Genomic DNA, 19,599 nt, shown 5'->3' with positions numbered 1-19,599 from the left:
TCGTCCGGTGCCGGTCGCGTGAGCGGCCGCGCCGATCCGTGTTCGGTGTTCAGGAGATCGTTCCATGGCTTTTCATCGTGCCGCGCCGGCTGGCGCCGTGTGCGCGTTTTTCGTCGCCGCGATTTCGGCGACGCCCGTGTCGTTTCCTCCGGCGCCCGTCGCAGTCCGCGCCGCGATCCACGAGGTCTGGGCCGCCAGCCCGCAGGTGCGGCAAGCCGACGCGGAGCGGCGCGCGGCCCTCGCGCGCGCGGATGCCGCCGCGCAGCCGTTGTACAACCCATCGATCCAGCTCGAGGGCGAAAACGCCGATGTCGACCGGCGGACGGTCGGCGCGAGCCTTGCGCTCGATGTGACCGGCAAGCGGCGCGCTCGCATGGTGGAGGGCGATGCCGAGGTGCGCATGCGCGAAGCGGCCTTCGCCGTGGCGCGTCGCGATGTCGCCGCCGACTGGCTGAAAGCATCGACAGGCGCGGCGTACGCGCGCGAACAACGTGCACTGGGCGAGCGCCGCGTCGCGCTGATGCGGCGCTTCGACGAACTCGCGGAGCAGCGCCTGCGGGTCGGCGACATCGGCGCGCCGGAACGCGATCTCGCGGCGCTGGCCCTCGGCGAGGCCGAGATCCAGCAGGCGTCGCTGGCGAGCCAGGAGGCCGGTGCGCTCGCGGCCATGGCCGCGATCGACGGCGGCGCTTCGCGCCGACCGGCCGACCTGTCCAGTTCGACACTCCCCGACGGCGCGGCCGTGGTGCCCGTCGACGCCGAGGATCGCCCCGACCTGCGCCTTGCGCGCGCGCAGCAGGATCGCGCCGATGCCGGCGTGGCGGTGGCGCAGCGCGCCCGCCTGCCCGATCCGACCGTCAGCCTCACCGGTGGCCGCGTCCGCAGCGGACCGCGAACCGATCGCGTCGTGGGACTCAGCGTGGCCGTGCCCCTGCCGCTGCTCAACAGCGGACGTGCCGACATCGCCGCCGCGCGCGCGGACGCCGATGCCGCGTTCGCGTCCCGTCACGCTGTCGCGCTGCGATCGGAGGCGACGCTCGTGCAGGCCCGCGCCACGTACCTGGCGCTGCGCAACGCCACCGTGGCCTTCCGGCAGAGCCGCGCCGCGGCGTTCGACGAGCGGGCGGACACCCTGGGCCGTCTGTGGCAGGCGGGTGAGATCGGAACGTCCGATTACCTCGTGCAACTGAAGCAGAGCCTCGACACCGCGCTCGCCGGCCTCGCGCTGGAAAGCCAGGCCTGGCAGGCCTGGTTCGACTATCTCGCCGCCGCCGGCCGACTGACTGGCTGGATCGACGGCACCTCGCAGGAACCTTCCGCATGAACGTCCGTCTTTTCGCCATCCTGCTGTGCCTCGTCTCGTGTGCCGCGCATGCCGCGAATGAACCGGCCGACGATCCGCTGACCCTCGACGCCGCGGCGATCCGCGACGCCGGCATCGTGATCGAATCCCTGACGCCGCGAGTCGTCGCCGACGAGGTGAACGCACCCGGCGAGGTGCGCGTCGACGCGTACAACACGCTGCTGGTATCGCCGCGCGTGGCGTCGCAAGTGGTCTCGCGCAGGGCGAAGCTCGGCGACGTGGTCGCGGCGGGCGATACGCTCGTGGTGCTGTCCAGCGTCGACGTCGCCGAAACGCAGGGCAGGCTCGTCGTCGCGACGCAGGACTGGAACCGGGTCGCCGCGTTGGGCAAGCAGGCCGTCTCGGCCCGTCGCTACAACGAGGCGCTGATCGAGCGCGACCAGGCGCGCGCGCGCCTGAGGGCGTATGGGCTCACCGACGCCCAGATCGCCCGTCTCGTCCGGCGCGGTTCGGCGGCCGCCGACGGCACGTTCGAGCTCGTGGCACCGGGTCCGGGTCGCGTGACGACGGACGCGTTCCTCGTCGGCGAGCGCATCGAACCGGGCCGCACGCTCTTCACGCTCGTGTCCGAGTCGTCGGTGTGGGTCGAGGCACGCCTCACGCCCGCGGCCGCGGAGCAGGTCAAGGAAGGCGACGCCGTCGTCGTGGTCGCCCACGGAAGCGAACTTCCGGGCAAGGTCATCCAGCGATCGCACCAGACGGACGAGAAGACCCGCACCGTCGACGTACGCATCCAGGTGGACAACGAGAACGACCTGCTGCACCCCGGCGAGCTCGTCGAGGCACGCATCGCGCTCGCCTCCCAGGTGCGTCGCCTCGCGGTGCCGGCCGACGCCATCGTGCTGCTGCAGAACCAGCCCACGCTGTTCGTTCGCGGCGCGAAGCCGGGGCAGTTCGACGCGGTGCCGGTGCGGACGGGCGACACGCGCGGCGGCTGGACGGAGATCCGCGAGGGCGCGAAGGCAGGGACCGCTTACGTGAGCAAGGGCGCGTTCGCGCTGAAGGCGCGACTGCTGCGTTCGCAGCTGGGAGAGCACTGATGCTGGCACGGATCGTCGAACTCTCGTTGAAGTACCGGCTGCTCGTCATCCTCGCGTTCCTCGCGATCGCGGCGCTAGGCATCCGCGCCGCCATGACGTTGCCGATCGACGCCTTTCCGGATGTCACGCCCGTCCAGGTGAACGTGTACACCGAAGCGCCTGGGCTAGCCGCCGAGGATGTCGAACAACTCCTGACCACGCCCGTCGAATCGGCGCTGGCGGGCTTGCCCTCGGTGGCGGAGATCCGCTCGGTAAGCCTTTTCGGCCTGTCGTACGTGGCCGTCTACTTCGACGACGCCATGGACGTCTACTTCGCACGGCAGCTGGTCAACGAGCGCCTCCAGCAGGTGGGCGACCGGCTTCCCGCGGGCTACGGCAAGCCGGAGATGGGGCCGAACACGTCGGGTCTGGGCCAGGTGTTCTGGTACACGGTGGAGCGCGCGGACGAAAGCCTGAAAGGCGCGCCGGACGACATGGACCTGCGCACCCTCCAGGACTGGACCGTTCGCCTCGTGCTGCGGACGGCCGCGGGTGTCGATGACGTCACGTCGTGGGGCGGCAGGCAGAAGCAGTTCCAGGTGCGGATCGATCCGCTGCGGCTGATCGCGCACGAGCTGGGCTTTCGCGACGTGATCCAGGCGCTCGAGGCGAACAATGCGCAGGTCGGCGGCAACTTCATCGACGTGGGCCGCGAGCAATACCTCGTTCGCGGTCTTGGACTCGTTCGCGATGCGAACGACATCGGCGCCATCGTGCTGAAGACGGAAGACGGCACACCCGTGCGCGTGCGCGACGTCGCCACCGTGACGGAGGCTGGCGCGCCCCGCACCGGCGCCGTGACCCGCGACGGCAAGGAGGTCGTCATGGGACAGGCGCTGGCGCGCATCGGCGAGAACGCCCGCACCGTCGTGGACGCCGTCAAGGCGCGGCTGGACGTGGTCCAGCGTGCCTTGCCCGCCGGCGTCGCGATTCGTCCGGCATATGAGCGGACCGGCCTCGTCGACGCGGCCGTGGGCACCGCCGTTCGCGCGCTCGTCGAAGGATCGATCCTCGTCGCCGTCGTCCTCTTCCTGTTTCTCGGCGAGCTGCGCAGCGCGCTCATCGTCGTCGTCACCCTGCCCCTCGCGATGCTGATCGCGTTCATCGGCATGGCGCAGGCGGACCTTTCGGCCAACCTCATGTCGCTGGCGGGACTCGCGATAGCGATCGGCATGATGGTCGACGGCGCGGTGGTGATGGTCGAGAACGCGTTCCGCATCATGGCCGAGCGCGAGGCACGTGGCGAACCGGTGGACCGGACGGCCGCCGTGCTGGCCGCCGCGCGCGAGGTGGCGGGCCCCGTCACCTTCGCGATCGTCATCATCATCGTCGTGTTCCTTCCGCTGTTCGGGCTGCAGGGCCTCGAGGGCAAGATGTTCCGGCCGATGGCCCTCAACATCGGCTTCGCGATGGCGGGATCGCTGCTGCTCTCGCTCACCCTGGTGCCCGTCCTCGCGGCGCTGTTGCTCAAGCCTCGCGCGGAAAAGGACACGCGCCTGGTGGACTGGCTGAAGCGCCGCTATGCCCGCCTCCTCGCCTGGGCGCTCGCCCACGCCAGGACGGTCGCGGGCGTTGCGGTCGCGGCGCTGCTCGGCAGCCTAGCCCTGTTTCCTTTCCTCGGCAAGGAATTCATGCCGGACCTGCGCGAGGGCGCCATCATGTGGCGCATCACGTCGATTCCGTCCGCGTCGCTCGACGAATCGATCGACGTCTCGCGGCGCGTGGCCGAGCGGATCAAGGCGAGGTTTCCGGAAGTGGAGACGACGCTGGCCATGATCGGTCGCGCGGAGAAAGGCGAAACGGCCGACGTCAACTACATGGAGGTCTACACGCCGCTGAAGCCGAAGGCCCAGTGGCGCGACGGGCGGACACTCGAAAGCATCGAGGAAGCGATGCAGGCCGAACTGACCGAACTGCTTCCCACGGCCGCCGTCAGCTACACCCAACCGATCCAGATGCGCATCGAGGAACTGATGTCGGGCGTCCGCGCCACGCTCGCACTGAAGGTGTATGGCGACGATCTGGCGACCCTCGAGCGGCTCAGCGCGCGGATCAAGGACACACTTGCCGGCGTCCCCGGCGTGGCCGACCTGGAGCTCGAGGCCAACGTCGGCAAGCCGCAGATCCGCATCGCCGTGAATCGCGACGCCCTGTCGCGTTACGGCCTGAACGCGGACGACGTGCTGACGGTCGTTCGCAACGGCATCGGCGGCGAGGCCATCGGCGCCCTCCTCGACGGCGTGCGTCGCTTCGACATCAGCGTGCGCCTCGACGACGCGGCCAGGGCCTCGCTGCCCGCGATCGAACGGATCCCCGTCCGCACGCCCTCGGGCGCCCTCGTGCAGCTGTCCCAGGTGGCGGACGTCGACGCCGTCGAAGGCTACTCGTTCATTCGCCGCGAGCAGCTGCAACGCTACGCGGTGATCCAGATGGACGTCCGCGGGCGCGACATCGACGGTTTCGTGCGGGAGGCGAACGCGCGGCTGGAAAGCGCGGTAAAGCTCCCGCCCGGTTACTACACGCAGTGGGGCGGCGCGTTCGAGAACCAGCAGCGCGCGCTGAAGCGTCTGGCGATCATCGTGCCGGTCACGATCTTCTTCATCTTCGTGCTGCTGTACACCGCCTTCCACTCCCTGCGGCACGCCGGCCTGGTCCTCGCCAACGTGCCGTTCGCGATCATCGGCGGCATCGTCGGCCTGTACGCCACCGGGCAGTACCTCTCGGTGCCCTCGGCCATCGGCTTCATCGCCGTGTTCGGCGTGGCGATGCTCAACGGCATCGTGCTCGTGAGCTTCTTCAACGAACAGCGCCGTGACGGCGCGAGCGTGCGCGACGCCGTGCTGCGCGGTGCGACGCTGCGCCTGCGGCCGGTGCTGATGACCGCCAGCGTGGCGATCCTCGGCCTGGTGCCGATGCTGCTCTCCACCGGCGTCGGCGCGGAGACGCAGCGTCCGCTGGCCACCGTCGTGGTGGGCGGCCTCATCACGTCGACCCTGCTGACGCTGATCCTGCTGCCGGTGCTGTACGACGCGCTGGAGCGACGGAGGGGCGCCGGCTGACCTGTTGTTGGAGCGGACCTGGCCGCGATCGCTCTTCGCGAGGAGCGCCAGGCCCTGGATGCCTCGCGAAGAGCCGTCGCGGCCAGGTCCGCTCCTACAGCGACGCTGGTCAGGTGGCCAGGCGGAAGGCGAAGCCGAAGTAGCGGTCGAGCGACAGTTCCGGGTGGAACGGGACGATGCAGTAGCGTTGCGGGTTCTCCCAACGGTCCTGAAGCTCGTAGCCCAGCGACGCGAGGCCGCCGAGGAACTCGCGTTCCGCCGTCACGTGGTAGGGGCAACACGCCGTCCCGATGTTCTGCACCGTGTAGTACGACTGGCGCATGTGCACCGGCACGGAGTTGAGCAGCAGGAAGCGCGGCCGGCGCGGCATGGCGGACAGGGCGTCGGCCAGCGAGTAGCTCAGGTACTGCAACGAACCCGCGGCGAACAGCACGTCGGCACCCGACGCGCTGGCGATGTCGTCGGCGAAGCCGAGCCGGCCCGGCGCGTCGTGCTCCTTCGCCCAGGCGGCGCCGGCCGCGTTCACCGCCGGCACGTCCATCACCGTCCAGCGCAGGGACGCCGGATAACTTAGGTACTTCTGGTACGCGTAGTAGGCGATGCCGATATGCCCGCCCACGTCGAACACGCCGCGGGCGCCCTCGGCGAAGAAGCGGCCGAGCCAGTGGATCATCGGGTAGTCGTTGATGAAGACACGGCGCGTGCGCTCGCGATACAGATCGGCGGACTCGCTGTTGTCGTAGCCGCTCGCGTTCCCTGGCGGGATGCTCGCCTGCGCGTCGTCGAACGAGTCGTAGACGCCGCGGTACAGGTGGTACGCCAGCTCGCGATGCGCGAAGAACCGCCGCTTGTAGCGGGCCTCGAGGATGCCGCGGATCAGCGGCATCCGCGCCGTGGCGTCCTGATGGGGCCGGGAGTCGACTAGCACGTTCATTCGCGTTCCGGGTCGGTGACGACACCCCGAGCTTGCGCCGCGGGACGGGCCTTGCCCATAACCCGGTGGATTAGTCCATCCGGCCGACGGTTACCCTCGCCCTGCCGCCGCGCGCGTACGTCGTCACGCACGCGATGCAGGCCGCGATACAGCCAGCGCACGGGGGCATAGACACGGAATCCCGCGGTCGCGCGCATGGGCCGGACCACGTACAGCGAGCCGCACGGCGTCGCCTCCGTCGAGAGCAGCCGTTTGTACTGGTTGTCGCCGTACCCGAAGCTCACGCGGCCTCCCGGAAAGCGGTCGAGCAAACCGCGCACCGCCTGGAAGACGGCCACCGAGCCGATCCCGACCTTCGCCACCTCGTCGTCGTAGCCGAGGTCGTCGACGAGGTAGGTATCGCCGAGCCGGTAGCCGTGCACGTACGCGAGCGGCCGACCCTCGCGGAGCACGAGGTGGCCGATCAGTTGCCCCGCGTCGGCGAGGCGGCGGAACAGCGCGACCCGCTCCGGATCCTCCCAGTCGATGGGGAGGTCGGCGTGGTGCCACGTCCGCGCGTACAGCGCGTTCATCAGGGCGCAGTAGCGCGGCATGTCCTCGCCGCGCTCGAACACATGCAGTGCCGCGTCGCCGCCGAGCTTGCGATAGGCGCGGCCGACGCGCTGGGTGAGGTCGCCGCGCTTCTTCTTGTCCATGCCGGCGAGCCAGGCCTCCGCGGAGGCCTGCGGGCCGATCGACCAGTGCACCTGGTCGAGCAGATGCGCGGAGACGGTACGGAAGCCGCCGCCGCTCGCCGAGAGCACGCTGGCGAAGCGGTTCGGCAGGTCGGCCTCCTGGATGCGCACGACGCGCACGGCGGGGTCGCCCGCAAGCTGCCTCGCCGCCACGAGCTCCACGGTGGCGCGGTCGGCGTCGGCCGCGACCACGCCGCCGCCCAGCAGGCGAAGCGCGGCGCCGCGGTAGAGGCGCACCCGGCGGCCCGCGACGTCGAGCCGGGCGGTGTGGTCGATGGCGAGCAGCGGCGCGTAGCCGGCCACCCTTCCCGTCCCGTCGCGAACGACGACGATGTGCGGCGTCGTCCCGTCGTGCCGGCTCGTCACCTCGAAGGTGAGCCAGTCGGGATGCTGGACGATGCCGCTCGCCGCGCCCTCCATCTCGGCGACGCGCGCGAGTTCGTCGCGCACGGCGCGGAGCGCGTCCAGGGTATGCAGGGTTGAACAGACGTAGTTCATGGGTTGGCCTTCGCCACCGGCGGATGCACGAGTTCGAGGATACGGACGAGCGCCCGGCCCGGCGGACCGAGGCGCCGGCCGATGCCGGCCATCAGGCTCACGTCCTCGTCGGTCCAGTAACGGACGAGCATGCTGCCCGGAACGTAGAGGGCGGCGAAGACGGCGGCGCCCACGAGGAACCCGAGACGCGACGGCGTCGCCGCCGTCGCCGCCCAGGCGGCGAGCGTGGCGACGAGGCCCACGGCGAACAACCGGGACATCGCCGCGACCGGCAGGCCACCGCGCGTGGCCTTGCGCAGATAGTGGACCGCCAGCGCCATCTCCACGACCCGTGCGCCGGCATAGGTGAGCACCGCGCCGGCCAGACCGAACGGCGGTATGAGCGCGATGCCGAGGACGGCGTTCGCGGCGAGCGCGACCACGGCGATGCGGATGCGATCGTCCTGGCGGTCGACGACGGTCTGGAACGCGGCGATGCCGTTACCGATCAGCAACAGGCCGCCAAGCACGAGCGTCGCCTCGATCGCGGGGATGGCGTCGACGTAGCGCGTGCCGTACATCAGCCGCACGATCTCCGGCGTGGTGACGAGCCCGAGGCCGGCGATCGCGATGCCGACGGCCCAGTAGAAACGCGTCGCCTCCGAGAGGAAACGCGCGGCACGCGCGGTTCCGCTCTCGCCGTAGGTCTTGGCCATGTAAGGGAGCAGCGTCGAGGTGAGGCCCACCGAGAACAACTGCACCGCGCCGCGTGTCAGCGTGCCCGCGATCGCGAAGTAGCCCACCGCGACCGATCCCGTGAAGGTGCTGAGCAGGAAGACCTCGATCGTGCCCACGCGGAACGAGCCCATCAGCACGAGCGCGGCGGTCAGGCGCAGGTGGCGGTTGACCCGGCTCGCCACGGACGCTGGAATCGGCCCCGGCGCGTACGGCCGGCACAACCGGCGGAACGCGACGCGGTTGATCAGGTTCAGGACGAGGCATGCCACGGCGAACAGCGCCACGAACGAGACCAGGTCCGCATGCAGGACCATCGCCGCGAGCACGAGGAGCATGCCGAGGATGCCGCCGATCACTGTCGCCACGGCCTCGGGCTCGAACCGTTCCTGCCCTTTTCCGATCGCCACCAGCATCGCGTAGTTCGCCTTGGCGACGACGGCGACGACCACCAGGCCCATCACCGGCAACAGCGAGCGATCCCACTCCGCCGGCTGGAAGATCCAGCCGAACGCGACGAACAACACGATGACGACGAGCGAGCTCCATGTCTGGATGCGCGAGAAGCGCGCCGCGAGGTGCGAGGCGAGCGCCGGATCGCCCATGCCGTCGGCCTCGGCGATGAATTTCGTGGACGACGTGGTCAGCGCGTGGTTCGAGCAGACGATGAGCCAGCCGCATAGCCAGACCGTGAAGGCGTAGCGGCCGAAGTCGGAAGGGCCCAGCGAGCGCGCGATCCATACGCTCATCAACAGGCCGAGTGCGTACTCGATGTACGTCGACACCGTGACGATCCCGATGCTGCGCAGGACGGCGACGCGGCGGTTCATGGCGTCGCCTCCGGTAGCTTCGCGCGGGCTCCGGCCCCGGCCGGCTGCGCCATCATCCACTGCGCGACGCCGGCACCCCGGTTGTTCCAGTTGAAGCGGCGCAACGTGTCGGAGATGGCCGCGCACTCGGTGGCGTACGACGACGAGAGCGCGTCGAAGCGCTTCGTCAGCGCGGCGGCACGCTTCGGATCGGTCTCGAAGTAGCGCGCCGCGGCGACGGCGAGCCCCAGCTCGACCGTGTGACCGTCGCTGTACCAGCCTTCGCTTTCCTGGATTTTCGAGAGCTGCTCCGTCGTCGCCTTCGACGACGACCAGTACCAGGCGATCTGACCATCGGGCCCCGAGCACCCATTGCGCCAGTCATGCGGCGACACCAGCAGCTTCGGATCGATCCAGCCATACGCCTCGAGGTAACGCCCGAAGTCGGCCAGCATTCCGGGAATGCGCGGATCGCTGGTCGCCAGCCATGCGTGCCACAGCCCGTCGACGATGTTCTCGCTCATCCACGGCGAGGCGCCGCGCACGTCGTTCGCGCCGGTCGGATCGTTCTCATGGATGTTCCAGCTGTTGCGCCACGACCCGTCGTCACCGAGGCCGTCGGGGTTCGCACGCTGGTGGTCGTAGAGCCAGCCCACGCGCGCGGCGATTCGCTCCCGATAGCGCGCGTCGCCGGTCAGTTCGTACGCCGCGACGGTTTCGACGAGGCCGAGCCCCGCCAGGCGTTCGGTGAAATAGTCGCGCGGCGACGTGTAGGGACCGGGCGGCCCGTTCCATCCGCCGCTGTTCCACAGATCGGCCATCTTCGCGACGGTCGCGGCGTCGTGCATGGAATCGTCGCCCGTGAGGCCCATGGCGAGCAACACCGGCTCGATGTAGACGTATTTGACGTCGCAGGGTTTGCCGTCGGGTAGCCAACCACCGGCGCAGGACGGACTGACCGGCACGCCGTCCCGCTTGATGCCGGCCATGTACCAGCGGTAGCTCTCCTCGGCCGCCTCGAGGTAATCCACGCGGCCCGTGCGGACGTATGCCTTGAACAACGTCGTCGGCCGGTCGAACAGCCACGCGGTGGTGTCGTCCTTCGGCAGCCTTCGCGCCCAGCGGAACTGGGCGTCGACATAGCGCGCATACGGTTCGTCCTTCGCGGCCACCGACTGCGGTCCGGCGATCAACGACGCCGTCAGCCACCCCGGCGTCAGCGTCGCCAGCGCCGCGGGCCGGCCATCCACCAGCCCGTCCGCATAAGGCCAACCGCGCGCGTCGCTCGCCCGTGGGGCCTCTATGGCGAAACGGTACGTGCCCGGCGCTCCCCGGAACTGCACGCGGACCGCACGGATGCCGCCATCGCGCACATGCCAGGTCAGGGTGGTCGTCACCGCCGCGGGGACGTCGTTCCCCTTCGCGTCGCGGATGCGCAGTTCACCGGGCTCGTGCAGCATCCCCGGAGGAAACGGAATGCCCAGCGTCACGGGCAGCGCGTCGCCCTTCCCCGCCACGCGATGAACCTCGATCTCGTGGTCGGGGGCGGCGTCCGCACGCGCATGGCCGGGCATGACCCAGAAGGCCAGCGCGAGCAACCACGCCAGCATCGTCAGGACATGGCGCGACAGCGCCGACGGCGGCGATCCATCGACGCACGGAGCAAGCCGGCGCCGCCGATGGAACGCGTGCGAACGAGTGCTCATGCCACCGACGCGGTGGGAAAGGCGTGCCCCGCCAGATGTCGCTCCCACGCGAGCGCGGTACCCACGATGGTGTCGAGATCGTCGTAGCCCGGCGTCCAGCCGAGCACCTCGCGCAGCCGGTCGCTGCACGCGATCAGCTGGGGAATGTCCCCCGGCCGGCGCGGCAGCTCGCGCACGTTCAGCGGCCGCCCCGCCGCCCGAGCGACGGCGTCGATGACCTGCCGCACGCTGTACCCATGACCGTAGCCCGCGTTGAGGGTGAGGCAGTCGCCGCCGTCGCGCAGGTGATCCAGCGCGCGCAGGTGCGCCGCGGCGAGATCCTCCACATGGATGAAATCGCGCACGCCCGTGCCATCCGGCGTGTCGTAGTCGGTGCCGTAGATGCAGATACTGGGGCGCTTGCCGACCGCGTGCTCGCAGGCCACCTTCACCAGCAGCGTCGCCTCCGGCGTCGAATGGCCGATGCGGCCATGCGGATCGCAGCCGGCGACGTTGAAATAGCGCAGGATGACGTGGCGCATCGCACCGGTCGCGCACCAGTCGCGCAGCATCGTCTCGGACATCAGCTTCGACATGCCGTACGGATTGATGGGTCGCGTGGGCGTGTCCTCGTCGGCGATACCGGCGTCGGTCGTGCCGTAGACGGCCGCCGTGGATGAGAAGATGAACTTGTCCACCTTCGCCTGCGCGCAGCAGGCCAGCAGGTTGCGCGTGTTGCCCGTGTTGTTGCCGTAGTACTTCAGCGGATCGCTCACCGACTCCGGAACGACCGTGTGCGCCGCAAAATGCAGGACGGCGTCGACACGGTGGGCTTCCAGCACGCGCGACACCAGCTCGGCATCGCCCACGTTGCCCTCGACGAACGACGCGCCGCGCACCGCTTCGCGGAATCCCGTGGAGAGGTTGTCGATCACCACGACGCGGTCGCCGCGTTCGACCAGCTGCTGGACCGTGTGGCTGCCGATGTAACCGGCACCGCCGGTGACGAGAACCGAATTCATGCGTGCCTCCCGGCCGCCGCCAGAGGAAAGTTGCGCGTGAGCCACCCACCGATGCCATCGAGCAGGCGCGCGCGGTCCCCGGTGAGGATGTAGGTGTGGTCGGTCTCGTGCACGTAGCGCGTGGTCACCGAGGGATGCGTCATCACCTTGCCGAAGCATTCCCGGAACTGGCGCGCGTGATTGAAGTGTGTGCTGATGCCGCCGGAGTAGACGAGATAGAGCTTCATGCCGCGCGACACCATGCCAGTGAAGTCGGCGATCACTTCCTCGCGCGGCGCGGGTGCCACGGCGAAGATGGGCTCGGGCGGCGTCCTGGCCTCGCCGGTGCCGCCACCCGCCCGGCGCCGGAGCACGCGCGCCCAGCGCGCCGGATCGACGATGCGCGGCAGGTAATGGCGCAGCTTGTAACCCAGCGTGCGGTAGGCGTAGCCGTCGAGGAAGACGGCGCCCGAGACGCGCGGATCCCGTGCGGCGACGATGTGCGCGTTCTGCGCGCCCGCGCAGAGCCCGACCAACACGAAGCGCTCGCAGCCCGCGCGTTCCGTGAGCAGGTTCATGGCGTCGTCCAGATCCGCGCAGACCTGCTGCGCGCGCGTCTGGCCACCTCCCGTGGCCGTGCTGTCGCCGAGCGTCGAGAGATCGAATCGCAGCGTCGGGTACCCGGCCTCGTTGAGCTGACGGGTCAGTTCCACGTGCAGACGGAACGGCCCGATGCGGTGCACCAGGCCCGCGTTGAGCACGATCACGCCGGTCTCCCCGCGCGTGCCCGACGGTACGCCGGCGATGCCGACCAGGTGACGACCGCGGCCGAAACGATGGGCTTCCTCGCTCATCAGGCGATCTCCTTCAGGCGGCCGGTCACGGCCTGGATCAGCGGCGGCGAGAGGATCGCGGCCTCGAGCCGCCGGAGGTCGTTCCAGGGCGTCGGCGGAGCGATCGTCGCGACGCGGCCGCGTGACGTCACGATCCGCTCCCACTGCGCACCCGAGGATTCCGGCGTGGAGTCGAGGACGAGCGTCGGCGCCTCCGTGGCATCGACACGCAACGCGGCGAGCTGCCGTCGCAGGCCGTCGCCGACATCGAAGCCCAGCCATTGGGCCGCGACATCGGCGTGGCTGCGCGGGGCGTTGAAGCGCTCGCCGTCCTGGCGCAGGGCCGCCTGCATGGCGTCCAGCGCGGCGACGTATTCACCGCCATCGAGCACCGGATCCCATGCGATCACCTCGGCGAAACGCGCCTGGCCGGCCGCCTCCAGCGCGATGCTGCCGCCGAGACGCGCGCCGAAGGCGACGACCCGGTCGACGCCGGCACGGGTGCGAAGCTCCGCGGCCGCCAGCACGGTGTCCGCGACGCATCGATCCCAGTCGACCTCGACGCTGGCCCCGGCGGAGTCACCGGTCCCGTGGTAGTCGAAACGCAGCACGGCGACGCCCTGCGCCGCCAGCGCCTGCGCGAGTTGGCGGTACACGCGGTGGCAGCGAATGAGGTCCTGCCCGAGCGGCGGGCACATCAGCATCGCGCGTCGCGCCGGAAGCGCCGGCGCGTGGAACATGCCGAACAGCCCCCCGTCGGCACCGAAGAAGAATGGCGTCTCGGAATCGGGTCGCATGCTCATCTCCTGTAGACCACGCCGACGAAGAACGCGGTCTCGCGGTAGTCCTGTCCCGCCGCGTTGCTGCTGCGCCGGTCGCGGGCGACCGAGACGTGCCAGCTCCAGTGCCGGTTGATCTGCTGCGTGAGGTCCAGCCCCAGGCGCACGGTGGTGTCCTTGCGGTCGAGGCTGTCGTAGGTGAGGCGGTCGGCGGTGCCGAACGCGCTCAACGTGAGGGTCGGCCGCAGCCGGTAACCGATACCGACGCTGATCGCGCGATCGGTCTGGTTGAACGTCTGGTCGTCGATGTAGCGCAGCTTGCTGAAGGACGGCGACACCGTCACCGTCCAGCGCTCCGCGCGCCAGTTCCAGATCGCCTCGCCACGTTTTTCCTTGTAGACCTCGGAGCCGATCACCGCGCTGCCGGTGCTGATGCCCGCGTTGCCGCCACCGAACCCCGACGTGTTGACGAAGGGATCGACCGCCTCCACGCGGTCGGACACGGTCTGCGTGCCGAAGACGCCGGGCGTCGTGATGATGTCCTGCGCGGCATCCGCGTACTGGTAGGTACCCGCCAGGGTCAGCGAGTTGCGTGGCGTCGGCTGCCAGCCGATGCTCACGCGCGCTAGCGGCGCGGACGTCGTGCGTCCTCCATCGAACTCGAGCCGCGATCCGCCCACCATGACGTCCGCGTTGAAGCGCGCCAGCGTGCTCGTATAGCGCACGAACGCTTCCTTGCGGTCGTAGTTGGCGTCGTTGGGCTGGTTGTCGAAATCGACCCGCTGGAATTCGACGTTGGCCGAGAGCTGGTCGGTGGGACTCAGGTCACGGAAGACGCGGAAGGCCGCCAGCCCGCGCGACGAGTCGAACTCGTCCACGCGCGACGCGTAGCTGTTGATGTAGCGCAGTTCGAACTGCCCGCGCGCCGCTTCCCCGAAGCGCATGCGCAACGTGGGGCCCAGCACGATCACGTTGGTCTGCTGCTGGTTGTCCGGCGAATCGCTGGCGAGCTGGTCCACGGGCTGCACACCCGCATAGTCCTCGATGGAGAAGTCGAGGCGGTCGGGCGCGATCGTCCAGTTGCCCTGCCCGGCGATCTGGGTCTGGGCCTGCGAGTCGAAGCGGTTCTCGAGGTATTTCCGGTATTCGAACGTGCCCGCGACGTTGGCCTGGAAGGTCGAGCCCATTTGCGTGAACGTGAACGTTCCGCCGGGCACGAGCACGTTCTCGGACATCGGACGCGTGGACGACAGGGCGATGTTGTTGCTGTGCTCGAGGCCCGCGTAAAGCGAATAGTCCAGCGTGCCCGCCAGCGCCACCGTGGGTGACGCGGCGAGCGCGATCACGATCGCGGGGGCGAGCCTGGATGATGCCGGCATGATCCCTCCTGATTCCCCTGTAGGTACGCGCCTGCCGGTCGCGCACCGGGATGCCCAGCTCACGGCGACTGGTTGAACACCACCCCGGCCAGCTTGGCCGGATCGAAATTGGCCACCGCCTGGTTGATCGATGCCGGCGTGTCGCGCCCGTAACCCGCCACGATCACCACGAAGTCCGCGAGATCGGAGAGGATCCGCGCGTCCGGCGATCCCTTGACCGGCGGGCCGTCGAGGAAGAGGTAGCGGTCGCTGTAGCGGCAGCGCAGCGAGTCGAGGACCGCGCGCATGCGGAACGACGAGAAGTATTCGCCGCTGTTCTCGCGCGACTTGCCGGACGGGATCAGGCGCAGGCGCGGCACGCCTGTGGGATACATGATCGACGCGATCCCGCGCGACGGATGTTCGAGAAAGTCGATCAGGCCGCCGGAACTCGGCTCCACGCCGAAGGCCCGATGCTGGTTCGGGTAGCGCAGGTTGCAGTCCACGAGCAGACTGGTCTTCGATTCGTCGAACGCGAACGCCGTGGCCAGGTTGCGCGCCACGAAGCTGCTGCCGGAACGCGGGCTCACGGCGACCACCAGCGTGACGAAGTTGCTGTCGCCCGCCATCTCGAGCAAGCGGGTGCGAATGCCGCGGAACGCGTCGGAGTGCTGGCGGACCGACTCCTCGCGATGGATCAGGCGCTTGCGCTCGCAGTCGAGGGGCGCGAGCGAACCGCCGGCCTCCCGCATCCGGGCGATGGAATGACCGGGAGCGCCATGCGCGTCACCGTGGTGGGGGGCGACCACGTCGCCGATCTCGATGTTGTCAGCAGCCAGCTTGTTCATGGTTCAGCCCTTCATCCTCAGCCAGAAGACCAGGAGGTACACGGCGGCGACCCCGACGACGATCAGCACGATCATCATGTTCTGCAGGTGCGCGCGGCGCCGGTCGCGCGGAGTCGGGTAGAACGGAATGGAGGCGAGCACCGGGAAGCCGGTGGCGCTCTCGAGTTGCGCGACCGAGCGGACGCGTGGATCGAAACGGGCGACGGCGAACAGCAGGCCGAAGGGAATCGCGAGCGACAACGCCAGCCCAGCGAGACCGAAATGCATGAAGCGCAGGCCCGAGGGGACCAGCGGCATCATGGCGGGGTTCTGCACCAGGAACGTGAGGCCGCGCTGCTCGGCGTCGAGATTCATCGACACGCGGGCGTTCTCGCGGCGCTTCAGCAGATCCTGGTAGACATCGCGGTTGACCGTGTAGTCGCGGGTCAGCTCGGCGGTGACGTTCTCCGAATTGGCGATGCGCTTGCTGCGCTCGAGCTCGTTCTGCAGCATCCGCTCGCTGGCGCCGACCCGCGCCGCGCTGGCGGCGGCGTCGCTGCGCACGGCGGCCAGCTGCAGGCGCATCTGCTGGTAGACGGGGTTCATCGTCACGGCGTGGTCGAGCGGGATGGCGCCGCCCGCGGCGCGTGTCGCGTCCGCCGTGGCCGCCTGCTTGCGCACGTCCTCGATCTGGTGACGCAGGCGCACCACGTCCGGATAGTCGTCGGTGTAGTTAAGCAACAGCTTGGCGAGCTGGCCCTGCAGGTCGGCCAGCTGGGTGGAGTAGATGCCGCCGACGGTCTGCACGGCGTTGACCTCGGACTCGCCGTTCAACTGGGACGACAACGCGGCCGCCTGCGACTGCTTCTGCATGTAGTCCATGCGGTTGTTTTCGATCTGCGTGCGCAGCTGGCTGATCCGGGCGTTGGTGTCGGTCTCGCTGCCGGGGCGCGCGTCGGCGTTGGCGTCGCGGTACGCCTTGAGCTTGTCCTCGGCGTCCGTCAGCTTGGTCCGGTAGGCTTCGACCTGGCTGTTGATGAACTCGTAGGCCTCACGGCTCTCGCGCTGCTTCGACGCGAGGCTCTCGCTGATGAAGAGCTGTCCGAACGCGCGCGTCACTTCGAACGCACGCCGCGGGTCGGAATCGAAATAGCTGATCGTGATCAGGTTCTCGCGATTGTTGACGATCTTCGTGCGCGACTTGATCCCTTCCATGATCTTGTCGCGCTCGATCGGCGACGGGTTGGACGCGAGCCAGCCGCCCTTCGCCATCACCTCGTCCATCACCTTGCGGCTGAAGATCACGTCGCGGGCGATGCCCGCGCGGTTCTTGTTGCCCGTCGCCGCGGCGGCGCCCTCCATCAGCGGCGTGATGATGCTCGCCTCCTGAGCGAGGATCGTCGTCGACGCCTCGTATTTCTTCGGCCACGCCAGGCCGACGCCGAGCGCGACCAGGGCGATGACCGCGAAGATCACGCCCATCGCGACGCGTCGCCGGCGCGCCTCGCCGATCAGTGCGGGCAACATGCCCGAAAAAGGAACGAGATCCCCGCTCATCGTAGTAACCCCTTCGCGCCGCCGCGTGGCGGCATCGGTCAGAAAGCGCGCTGCGGAACGGTGATCACGTCACCAGGCTGCACGGGATAGTTGTTCGCCAGATCGCCCTGCTGGAGGATCTTCTCGAGACGCACCGCGTACGACTGCGTGGCGCCGGCGTCGTTGCGGCGGTAGAGCTCGGTGCGGTCCGGTGCCGCGAACTCGGTCGTGCCGCCCGCCGCGAGCACCGCGTCGAGCACCGTCATGCCCTGCCGGTACGGAATGGAGATCGGGCTGCGGACCGCTCCCGTCACGCGAACGCGCGAGAGGTACTCGTGACTGCGCAGCGCGGTGAGGATCACGGCGACCTGCGGATCCCGTATGTACTGACCCAGCTTCTGCTGGATTTCAGCCGCCACCTGATCGGTGGTGCGGCCTCCCGCGGCGATGTCGCCGACAAGAGGCACGGTGACCTTGCCGTCGGGACGCACCGGCACGCTGACGCTCAGGTCCGGGTTGTGCCAGACGGTCACCTGCAGCTGATCGTCGACACCGATCAGATAGGCGTCGACCGCCTGACTGGCGGCGTCCGGCCTGGGGGGCGGCGAGGTGTTCCCACCGGTGGCACAGGCGGAGAGCAGCGCGACCGCGACGAGCATGACGATACCGTTCCAACGCTTCATGACGAACACCCACCCCTGTGACTTCCTCGAGCGGTATCGTCATTTCAATGGGTGTCGCCGTCCATTCCGACAGCCCGCCTATGCCGTTCGACCGACGGCACGGGCGTCCGCTTTACGCCATGCTTCCGCATACGCATGGCACGCCGCCCGCGCGGCGCACGGAACCGGCTGTGACCTTCCTGACGGATATCGCCACACGACTGCTGCATCCGGCGGTCCAGGCCCTGCTTCTCGGTCTGCTCTGCCTGGGCCTGGTGCTCGGTCGCCGACCGAAGGCCGCGCTGGCGGCGGCGCTGGTCGCCGTCGCATGGGTGTGGATCGCCGCGACACCCGCGTTCGCGCTGGCGCTGCGCGGTCGGCTCGCCACGCCTCCCCAGACGGCGCATCCGCGCGCTGACGCCATCGTGGTGCTCGGCGGCGGCGTATTGCCCGTGCGCGACTGGGCCCGCACGAGGACACGCGCCGGTCGAGGCCTCGCCTTGTGGCGCGAGGGCCGCGCGTCATGGGTCCTGGTGTCAGGCAGCGATCAGGCGAAACCGCTGGCCGAGGGCTATGCGATCTCCGGCATTCCCGCCAACCGGCTGCTCATCGACGGCGCGAGCGACAACACGCATGAGAACGCACGCGATTCCGCCTCCCTGCTCGCCGCGCACGACGTTCGCTCGATCCTGCTGGTGACGTCGTCGATCCACATGCGCCGCGCGGCGGCGAGCTTCCGCCGGCAAGGCCTCGACGTATGGCCAGAGCCGGTACCGGAAGCCTATGGCGCGATGGCCGGCGCGCCGGCCTGGCTGCCGCGACGCGACGCGCTGACGTTATCGGCGCGCTGTCTGCGGGAGTACGTAGCGCTTTGGGTCTACCACCAACGCGACTGGATCTGAGCCGGTCAGAACGAGGCGGCGATACCCAGCTGCTTGAGCACCACCTGCTCCCAGACGCCCTCGACGTCCCCATCGGCGAGCATGTCGCACGCGTTGCGGCCGGCGAAGGCCCGCTGGGGCATCACGAGCCAGTGCGCGGCGCGTCGACGATCCCCGACGCACGAGAGCATCAGCTGGGCCAGCGGTGGATGGCTGACCTCGAGCGTGTCCAGGGCACGATCGATGACGGCCTCGCGGGCGTCGTGCAGGCGGTGAAGCTCGGAGGCGAGCTCAGCGAAGGAAGGCGTCGGGGACATGGCGTGGACTCCGCAATAGGCCTGGAGAAAACCTAGCCTCGGCGGCACCTTTCACGCTTGTACGCGTTTCCGTCGCTTTGCGCCGGGAAGCCCGGCGACGCGTCACGGATCGTCGGTTTCGATCTGCAGGGTGGTCTTGCCGTCGCGGCGGATCAGGCCCGGCCCGAACTGGACCACCCTCCCATCCTTCAGGACGACCGTGTAATCGCGGTGGGACAACGAGAACCGCCCGGGGCGGCGGTCGAGCCAGCTCATGACTTCGAAGCCGATCATCGTGCGATCGGAATCCGGGGGACCGAGCCGTTCGATCACCTGGTCACGCTGCGTACCGACATCGAGCCTGGCCATCTTCGCCGCCATGCCCTGACACCCGGCGATCCCGGCGGCCAGCACGGCCAGGACGATCGCTCGTTTCATCCTCACTCCCGAATGGGATACCCCGCCCCCGATGGTAGCGCACCGGCGCAAGACCGTGCGACCCGTATGGAACCGTCACGCGCCGTGCGCTATTGATTCGTCTCCTCCCACGA

The 19,599-nt window shown here is 69.3% G+C and carries 17 protein-coding genes; 4 read left to right on the top strand and 13 right to left on the bottom strand.

The annotated features are described in order from the left end of the window. Positions 1-64: 64 nt before the first annotated feature. Genes J2X58_RS04315 through J2X58_RS04305 form a run of 3 tightly spaced genes read left to right on the top strand, consistent with a single transcriptional unit; the run spans position 65 to position 5,501 of the window. Entirely contained in the window at positions 65-1,324 is a 1,260-nt protein-coding gene (locus J2X58_RS04315; RefSeq protein WP_310046584.1) for a TolC family protein, read from the top strand. Next, on the top strand, positions 1,321-2,403 hold the full coding sequence (locus J2X58_RS04310) for an efflux RND transporter periplasmic adaptor subunit (RefSeq protein WP_310046582.1): 1,083 nt from the start codon (positions 1,321-1,323) through the stop codon (positions 2,401-2,403). Before J2X58_RS04315 ends, J2X58_RS04310 begins: the two co-directional genes overlap by 4 nt. After that, the gene (locus J2X58_RS04305) at positions 2,403-5,501 is read left to right on the top strand and encodes a CusA/CzcA family heavy metal efflux RND transporter (RefSeq protein WP_310046581.1); all 3,099 of its coding nucleotides are present in this window, start codon (positions 2,403-2,405) and stop codon (positions 5,499-5,501) included. The genes J2X58_RS04310 and J2X58_RS04305 overlap by 1 nt, the downstream gene beginning before the upstream one ends. 109 nt (positions 5,502-5,610) lie before the next feature. Here the strand turns inward: J2X58_RS04305 and J2X58_RS04300 are convergent, their stop codons facing one another. The 11 genes from J2X58_RS04300 to J2X58_RS04250 are packed head-to-tail and all read right to left on the bottom strand — an operon-like array spanning position 5,611 to position 17,892. Beyond that, positions 5,611-6,435, bottom strand: coding sequence for a TIGR04325 family methyltransferase (locus tag J2X58_RS04300; RefSeq protein ID WP_310046580.1), 825 nt, complete (start codon positions 6,433-6,435; stop codon positions 5,611-5,613). Beyond that, the gene (locus J2X58_RS04295; RefSeq protein WP_310046578.1) at positions 6,432-7,667 is read right to left on the bottom strand and encodes a GNAT family N-acetyltransferase; all 1,236 of its coding nucleotides are present in this window, start codon (positions 7,665-7,667) and stop codon (positions 6,432-6,434) included. Before J2X58_RS04295 ends, J2X58_RS04300 begins: the two co-directional genes overlap by 4 nt. Then, complete coding sequence (locus J2X58_RS04290; RefSeq protein WP_310046576.1) at positions 7,664-9,211, bottom strand: oligosaccharide flippase family protein; 1,548 nt, start codon at positions 9,209-9,211, stop codon at positions 7,664-7,666. The genes J2X58_RS04295 and J2X58_RS04290 overlap by 4 nt, the downstream gene beginning before the upstream one ends. Then, a complete protein-coding gene (locus J2X58_RS04285) occupies positions 9,208-10,896 on the bottom strand; it encodes a hypothetical protein (RefSeq protein WP_310046573.1) in 1,689 nt (562 codons plus the stop codon). The genes J2X58_RS04290 and J2X58_RS04285 overlap by 4 nt, the downstream gene beginning before the upstream one ends. Further along, a complete protein-coding gene (gene galE, locus J2X58_RS04280; protein WP_310046571.1) occupies positions 10,893-11,897 on the bottom strand; it encodes a UDP-glucose 4-epimerase GalE in 1,005 nt (334 codons plus the stop codon). Before galE ends, J2X58_RS04285 begins: the two co-directional genes overlap by 4 nt. Beyond that, positions 11,894-12,730 (bottom strand): dienelactone hydrolase family protein, encoded by an 837-nt coding sequence (locus J2X58_RS04275; RefSeq protein WP_310046569.1) that lies wholly within the window; start codon positions 12,728-12,730, stop codon positions 11,894-11,896. Before J2X58_RS04275 ends, galE begins: the two co-directional genes overlap by 4 nt. After that, positions 12,730-13,506, bottom strand: a complete 777-nt coding sequence (locus tag J2X58_RS04270) for an alpha/beta hydrolase (RefSeq protein WP_310046567.1) — start codon at positions 13,504-13,506, stop codon at positions 12,730-12,732. The genes J2X58_RS04275 and J2X58_RS04270 overlap by 1 nt, the downstream gene beginning before the upstream one ends. 2 nt (positions 13,507-13,508) lie before the next feature. Continuing rightward, the gene (locus tag J2X58_RS04265) at positions 13,509-14,867 is read right to left on the bottom strand and encodes an outer membrane beta-barrel protein (RefSeq protein ID WP_310046564.1); all 1,359 of its coding nucleotides are present in this window, start codon (positions 14,865-14,867) and stop codon (positions 13,509-13,511) included. A 59-nt stretch (positions 14,868-14,926) separates the two neighbouring features. Next, positions 14,927-15,694, bottom strand: a complete 768-nt coding sequence (locus J2X58_RS04260; RefSeq protein WP_090053690.1) for a CpsD/CapB family tyrosine-protein kinase — start codon at positions 15,692-15,694, stop codon at positions 14,927-14,929. 3 nt (positions 15,695-15,697) lie between these two features. Next, positions 15,698-17,230 carry an XrtA system polysaccharide chain length determinant gene (locus J2X58_RS04255; protein WP_090053692.1) on the bottom strand — a complete coding sequence of 511 codons (1,533 nt, stop codon included), beginning with the start codon at positions 17,228-17,230 and terminating at the stop codon, positions 15,698-15,700. Between the two features lie 38 nt (positions 17,231-17,268). Next, positions 17,269-17,892 carry an XrtA/PEP-CTERM system exopolysaccharide export protein gene (locus J2X58_RS04250; protein WP_090181190.1) on the bottom strand — a complete coding sequence of 208 codons (624 nt, stop codon included), beginning with the start codon at positions 17,890-17,892 and terminating at the stop codon, positions 17,269-17,271. Between the two features lie 170 nt (positions 17,893-18,062). Between J2X58_RS04250 and J2X58_RS04245 the strand changes: the two genes are divergently transcribed. Further along, complete coding sequence (locus J2X58_RS04245; RefSeq protein WP_310046562.1) at positions 18,063-18,773, top strand: YdcF family protein; 711 nt, start codon at positions 18,063-18,065, stop codon at positions 18,771-18,773. Between the two features lie 5 nt (positions 18,774-18,778). Here J2X58_RS04245 and J2X58_RS04240 read toward each other — a convergent pair whose 3' ends face one another. Both J2X58_RS04240 and J2X58_RS04235 read right to left on the bottom strand, forming a co-directional pair. After that, the gene (locus J2X58_RS04240; protein WP_090053695.1) at positions 18,779-19,069 is read right to left on the bottom strand and encodes an antitoxin Xre/MbcA/ParS toxin-binding domain-containing protein; all 291 of its coding nucleotides are present in this window, start codon (positions 19,067-19,069) and stop codon (positions 18,779-18,781) included. Between the two features lie 102 nt (positions 19,070-19,171). Then, on the bottom strand, positions 19,172-19,486 hold the full coding sequence (locus tag J2X58_RS04235) for a hypothetical protein (RefSeq protein ID WP_090181167.1): 315 nt from the start codon (positions 19,484-19,486) through the stop codon (positions 19,172-19,174). Positions 19,487-19,599: the final 113 nt, after the last annotated feature.

Source organism: Luteibacter sp. 3190 (genome assembly GCF_031456385.1).
Taxonomy (GTDB): Bacteria; Pseudomonadota; Gammaproteobacteria; order Xanthomonadales; family Rhodanobacteraceae; genus Luteibacter.
This window is presented reverse-complemented; position numbering and strand designations above follow the sequence as displayed.

What these genes read in the sequence shown, in the direction of transcription:
- J2X58_RS04315 (WP_310046584.1), top strand. Translation starts at nt 65, where the DNA reads ATGGCTTTTCATCGTGCCGCGCCGGCTGGCGCCGTGTGCGCGTTTTTC.
- J2X58_RS04310 (WP_310046582.1), top strand. Translation starts at nt 1,321, where the DNA reads ATGAACGTCCGTCTTTTCGCCATCCTGCTGTGCCTCGTCTCGTGTGCC.
- J2X58_RS04305 (WP_310046581.1), top strand. Translation starts at nt 2,403, where the DNA reads ATGCTGGCACGGATCGTCGAACTCTCGTTGAAGTACCGGCTGCTCGTC.
- J2X58_RS04300 (WP_310046580.1), bottom strand. Translation starts at nt 6,435, where the DNA reads ATGAACGTGCTAGTCGACTCCCGGCCCCATCAGGACGCCACGGCGCGG.
- J2X58_RS04295 (WP_310046578.1), bottom strand. Translation starts at nt 7,667, where the DNA reads ATGAACTACGTCTGTTCAACCCTGCATACCCTGGACGCGCTCCGCGCC.
- J2X58_RS04290 (WP_310046576.1), bottom strand. Translation starts at nt 9,211, where the DNA reads ATGAACCGCCGCGTCGCCGTCCTGCGCAGCATCGGGATCGTCACGGTG.
- J2X58_RS04285 (WP_310046573.1), bottom strand. Translation starts at nt 10,896, where the DNA reads ATGAGCACTCGTTCGCACGCGTTCCATCGGCGGCGCCGGCTTGCTCCG.
- galE (WP_310046571.1), bottom strand. Translation starts at nt 11,897, where the DNA reads ATGAATTCGGTTCTCGTCACCGGCGGTGCCGGTTACATCGGCAGCCAC.
- J2X58_RS04275 (WP_310046569.1), bottom strand. Translation starts at nt 12,730, where the DNA reads ATGAGCGAGGAAGCCCATCGTTTCGGCCGCGGTCGTCACCTGGTCGGC.
- J2X58_RS04270 (WP_310046567.1), bottom strand. Translation starts at nt 13,506, where the DNA reads ATGCGACCCGATTCCGAGACGCCATTCTTCTTCGGTGCCGACGGGGGG.
- J2X58_RS04265 (WP_310046564.1), bottom strand. Translation starts at nt 14,867, where the DNA reads ATGCCGGCATCATCCAGGCTCGCCCCCGCGATCGTGATCGCGCTCGCC.
- J2X58_RS04260 (WP_090053690.1), bottom strand. Translation starts at nt 15,694, where the DNA reads ATGAACAAGCTGGCTGCTGACAACATCGAGATCGGCGACGTGGTCGCC.
- J2X58_RS04255 (WP_090053692.1), bottom strand. Translation starts at nt 17,230, where the DNA reads ATGAGCGGGGATCTCGTTCCTTTTTCGGGCATGTTGCCCGCACTGATC.
- J2X58_RS04250 (WP_090181190.1), bottom strand. Translation starts at nt 17,892, where the DNA reads ATGAAGCGTTGGAACGGTATCGTCATGCTCGTCGCGGTCGCGCTGCTC.
- J2X58_RS04240 (WP_090053695.1), bottom strand. Translation starts at nt 19,069, where the DNA reads ATGTCCCCGACGCCTTCCTTCGCTGAGCTCGCCTCCGAGCTTCACCGC.
- J2X58_RS04235 (WP_090181167.1), bottom strand. Translation starts at nt 19,486, where the DNA reads ATGAAACGAGCGATCGTCCTGGCCGTGCTGGCCGCCGGGATCGCCGGG.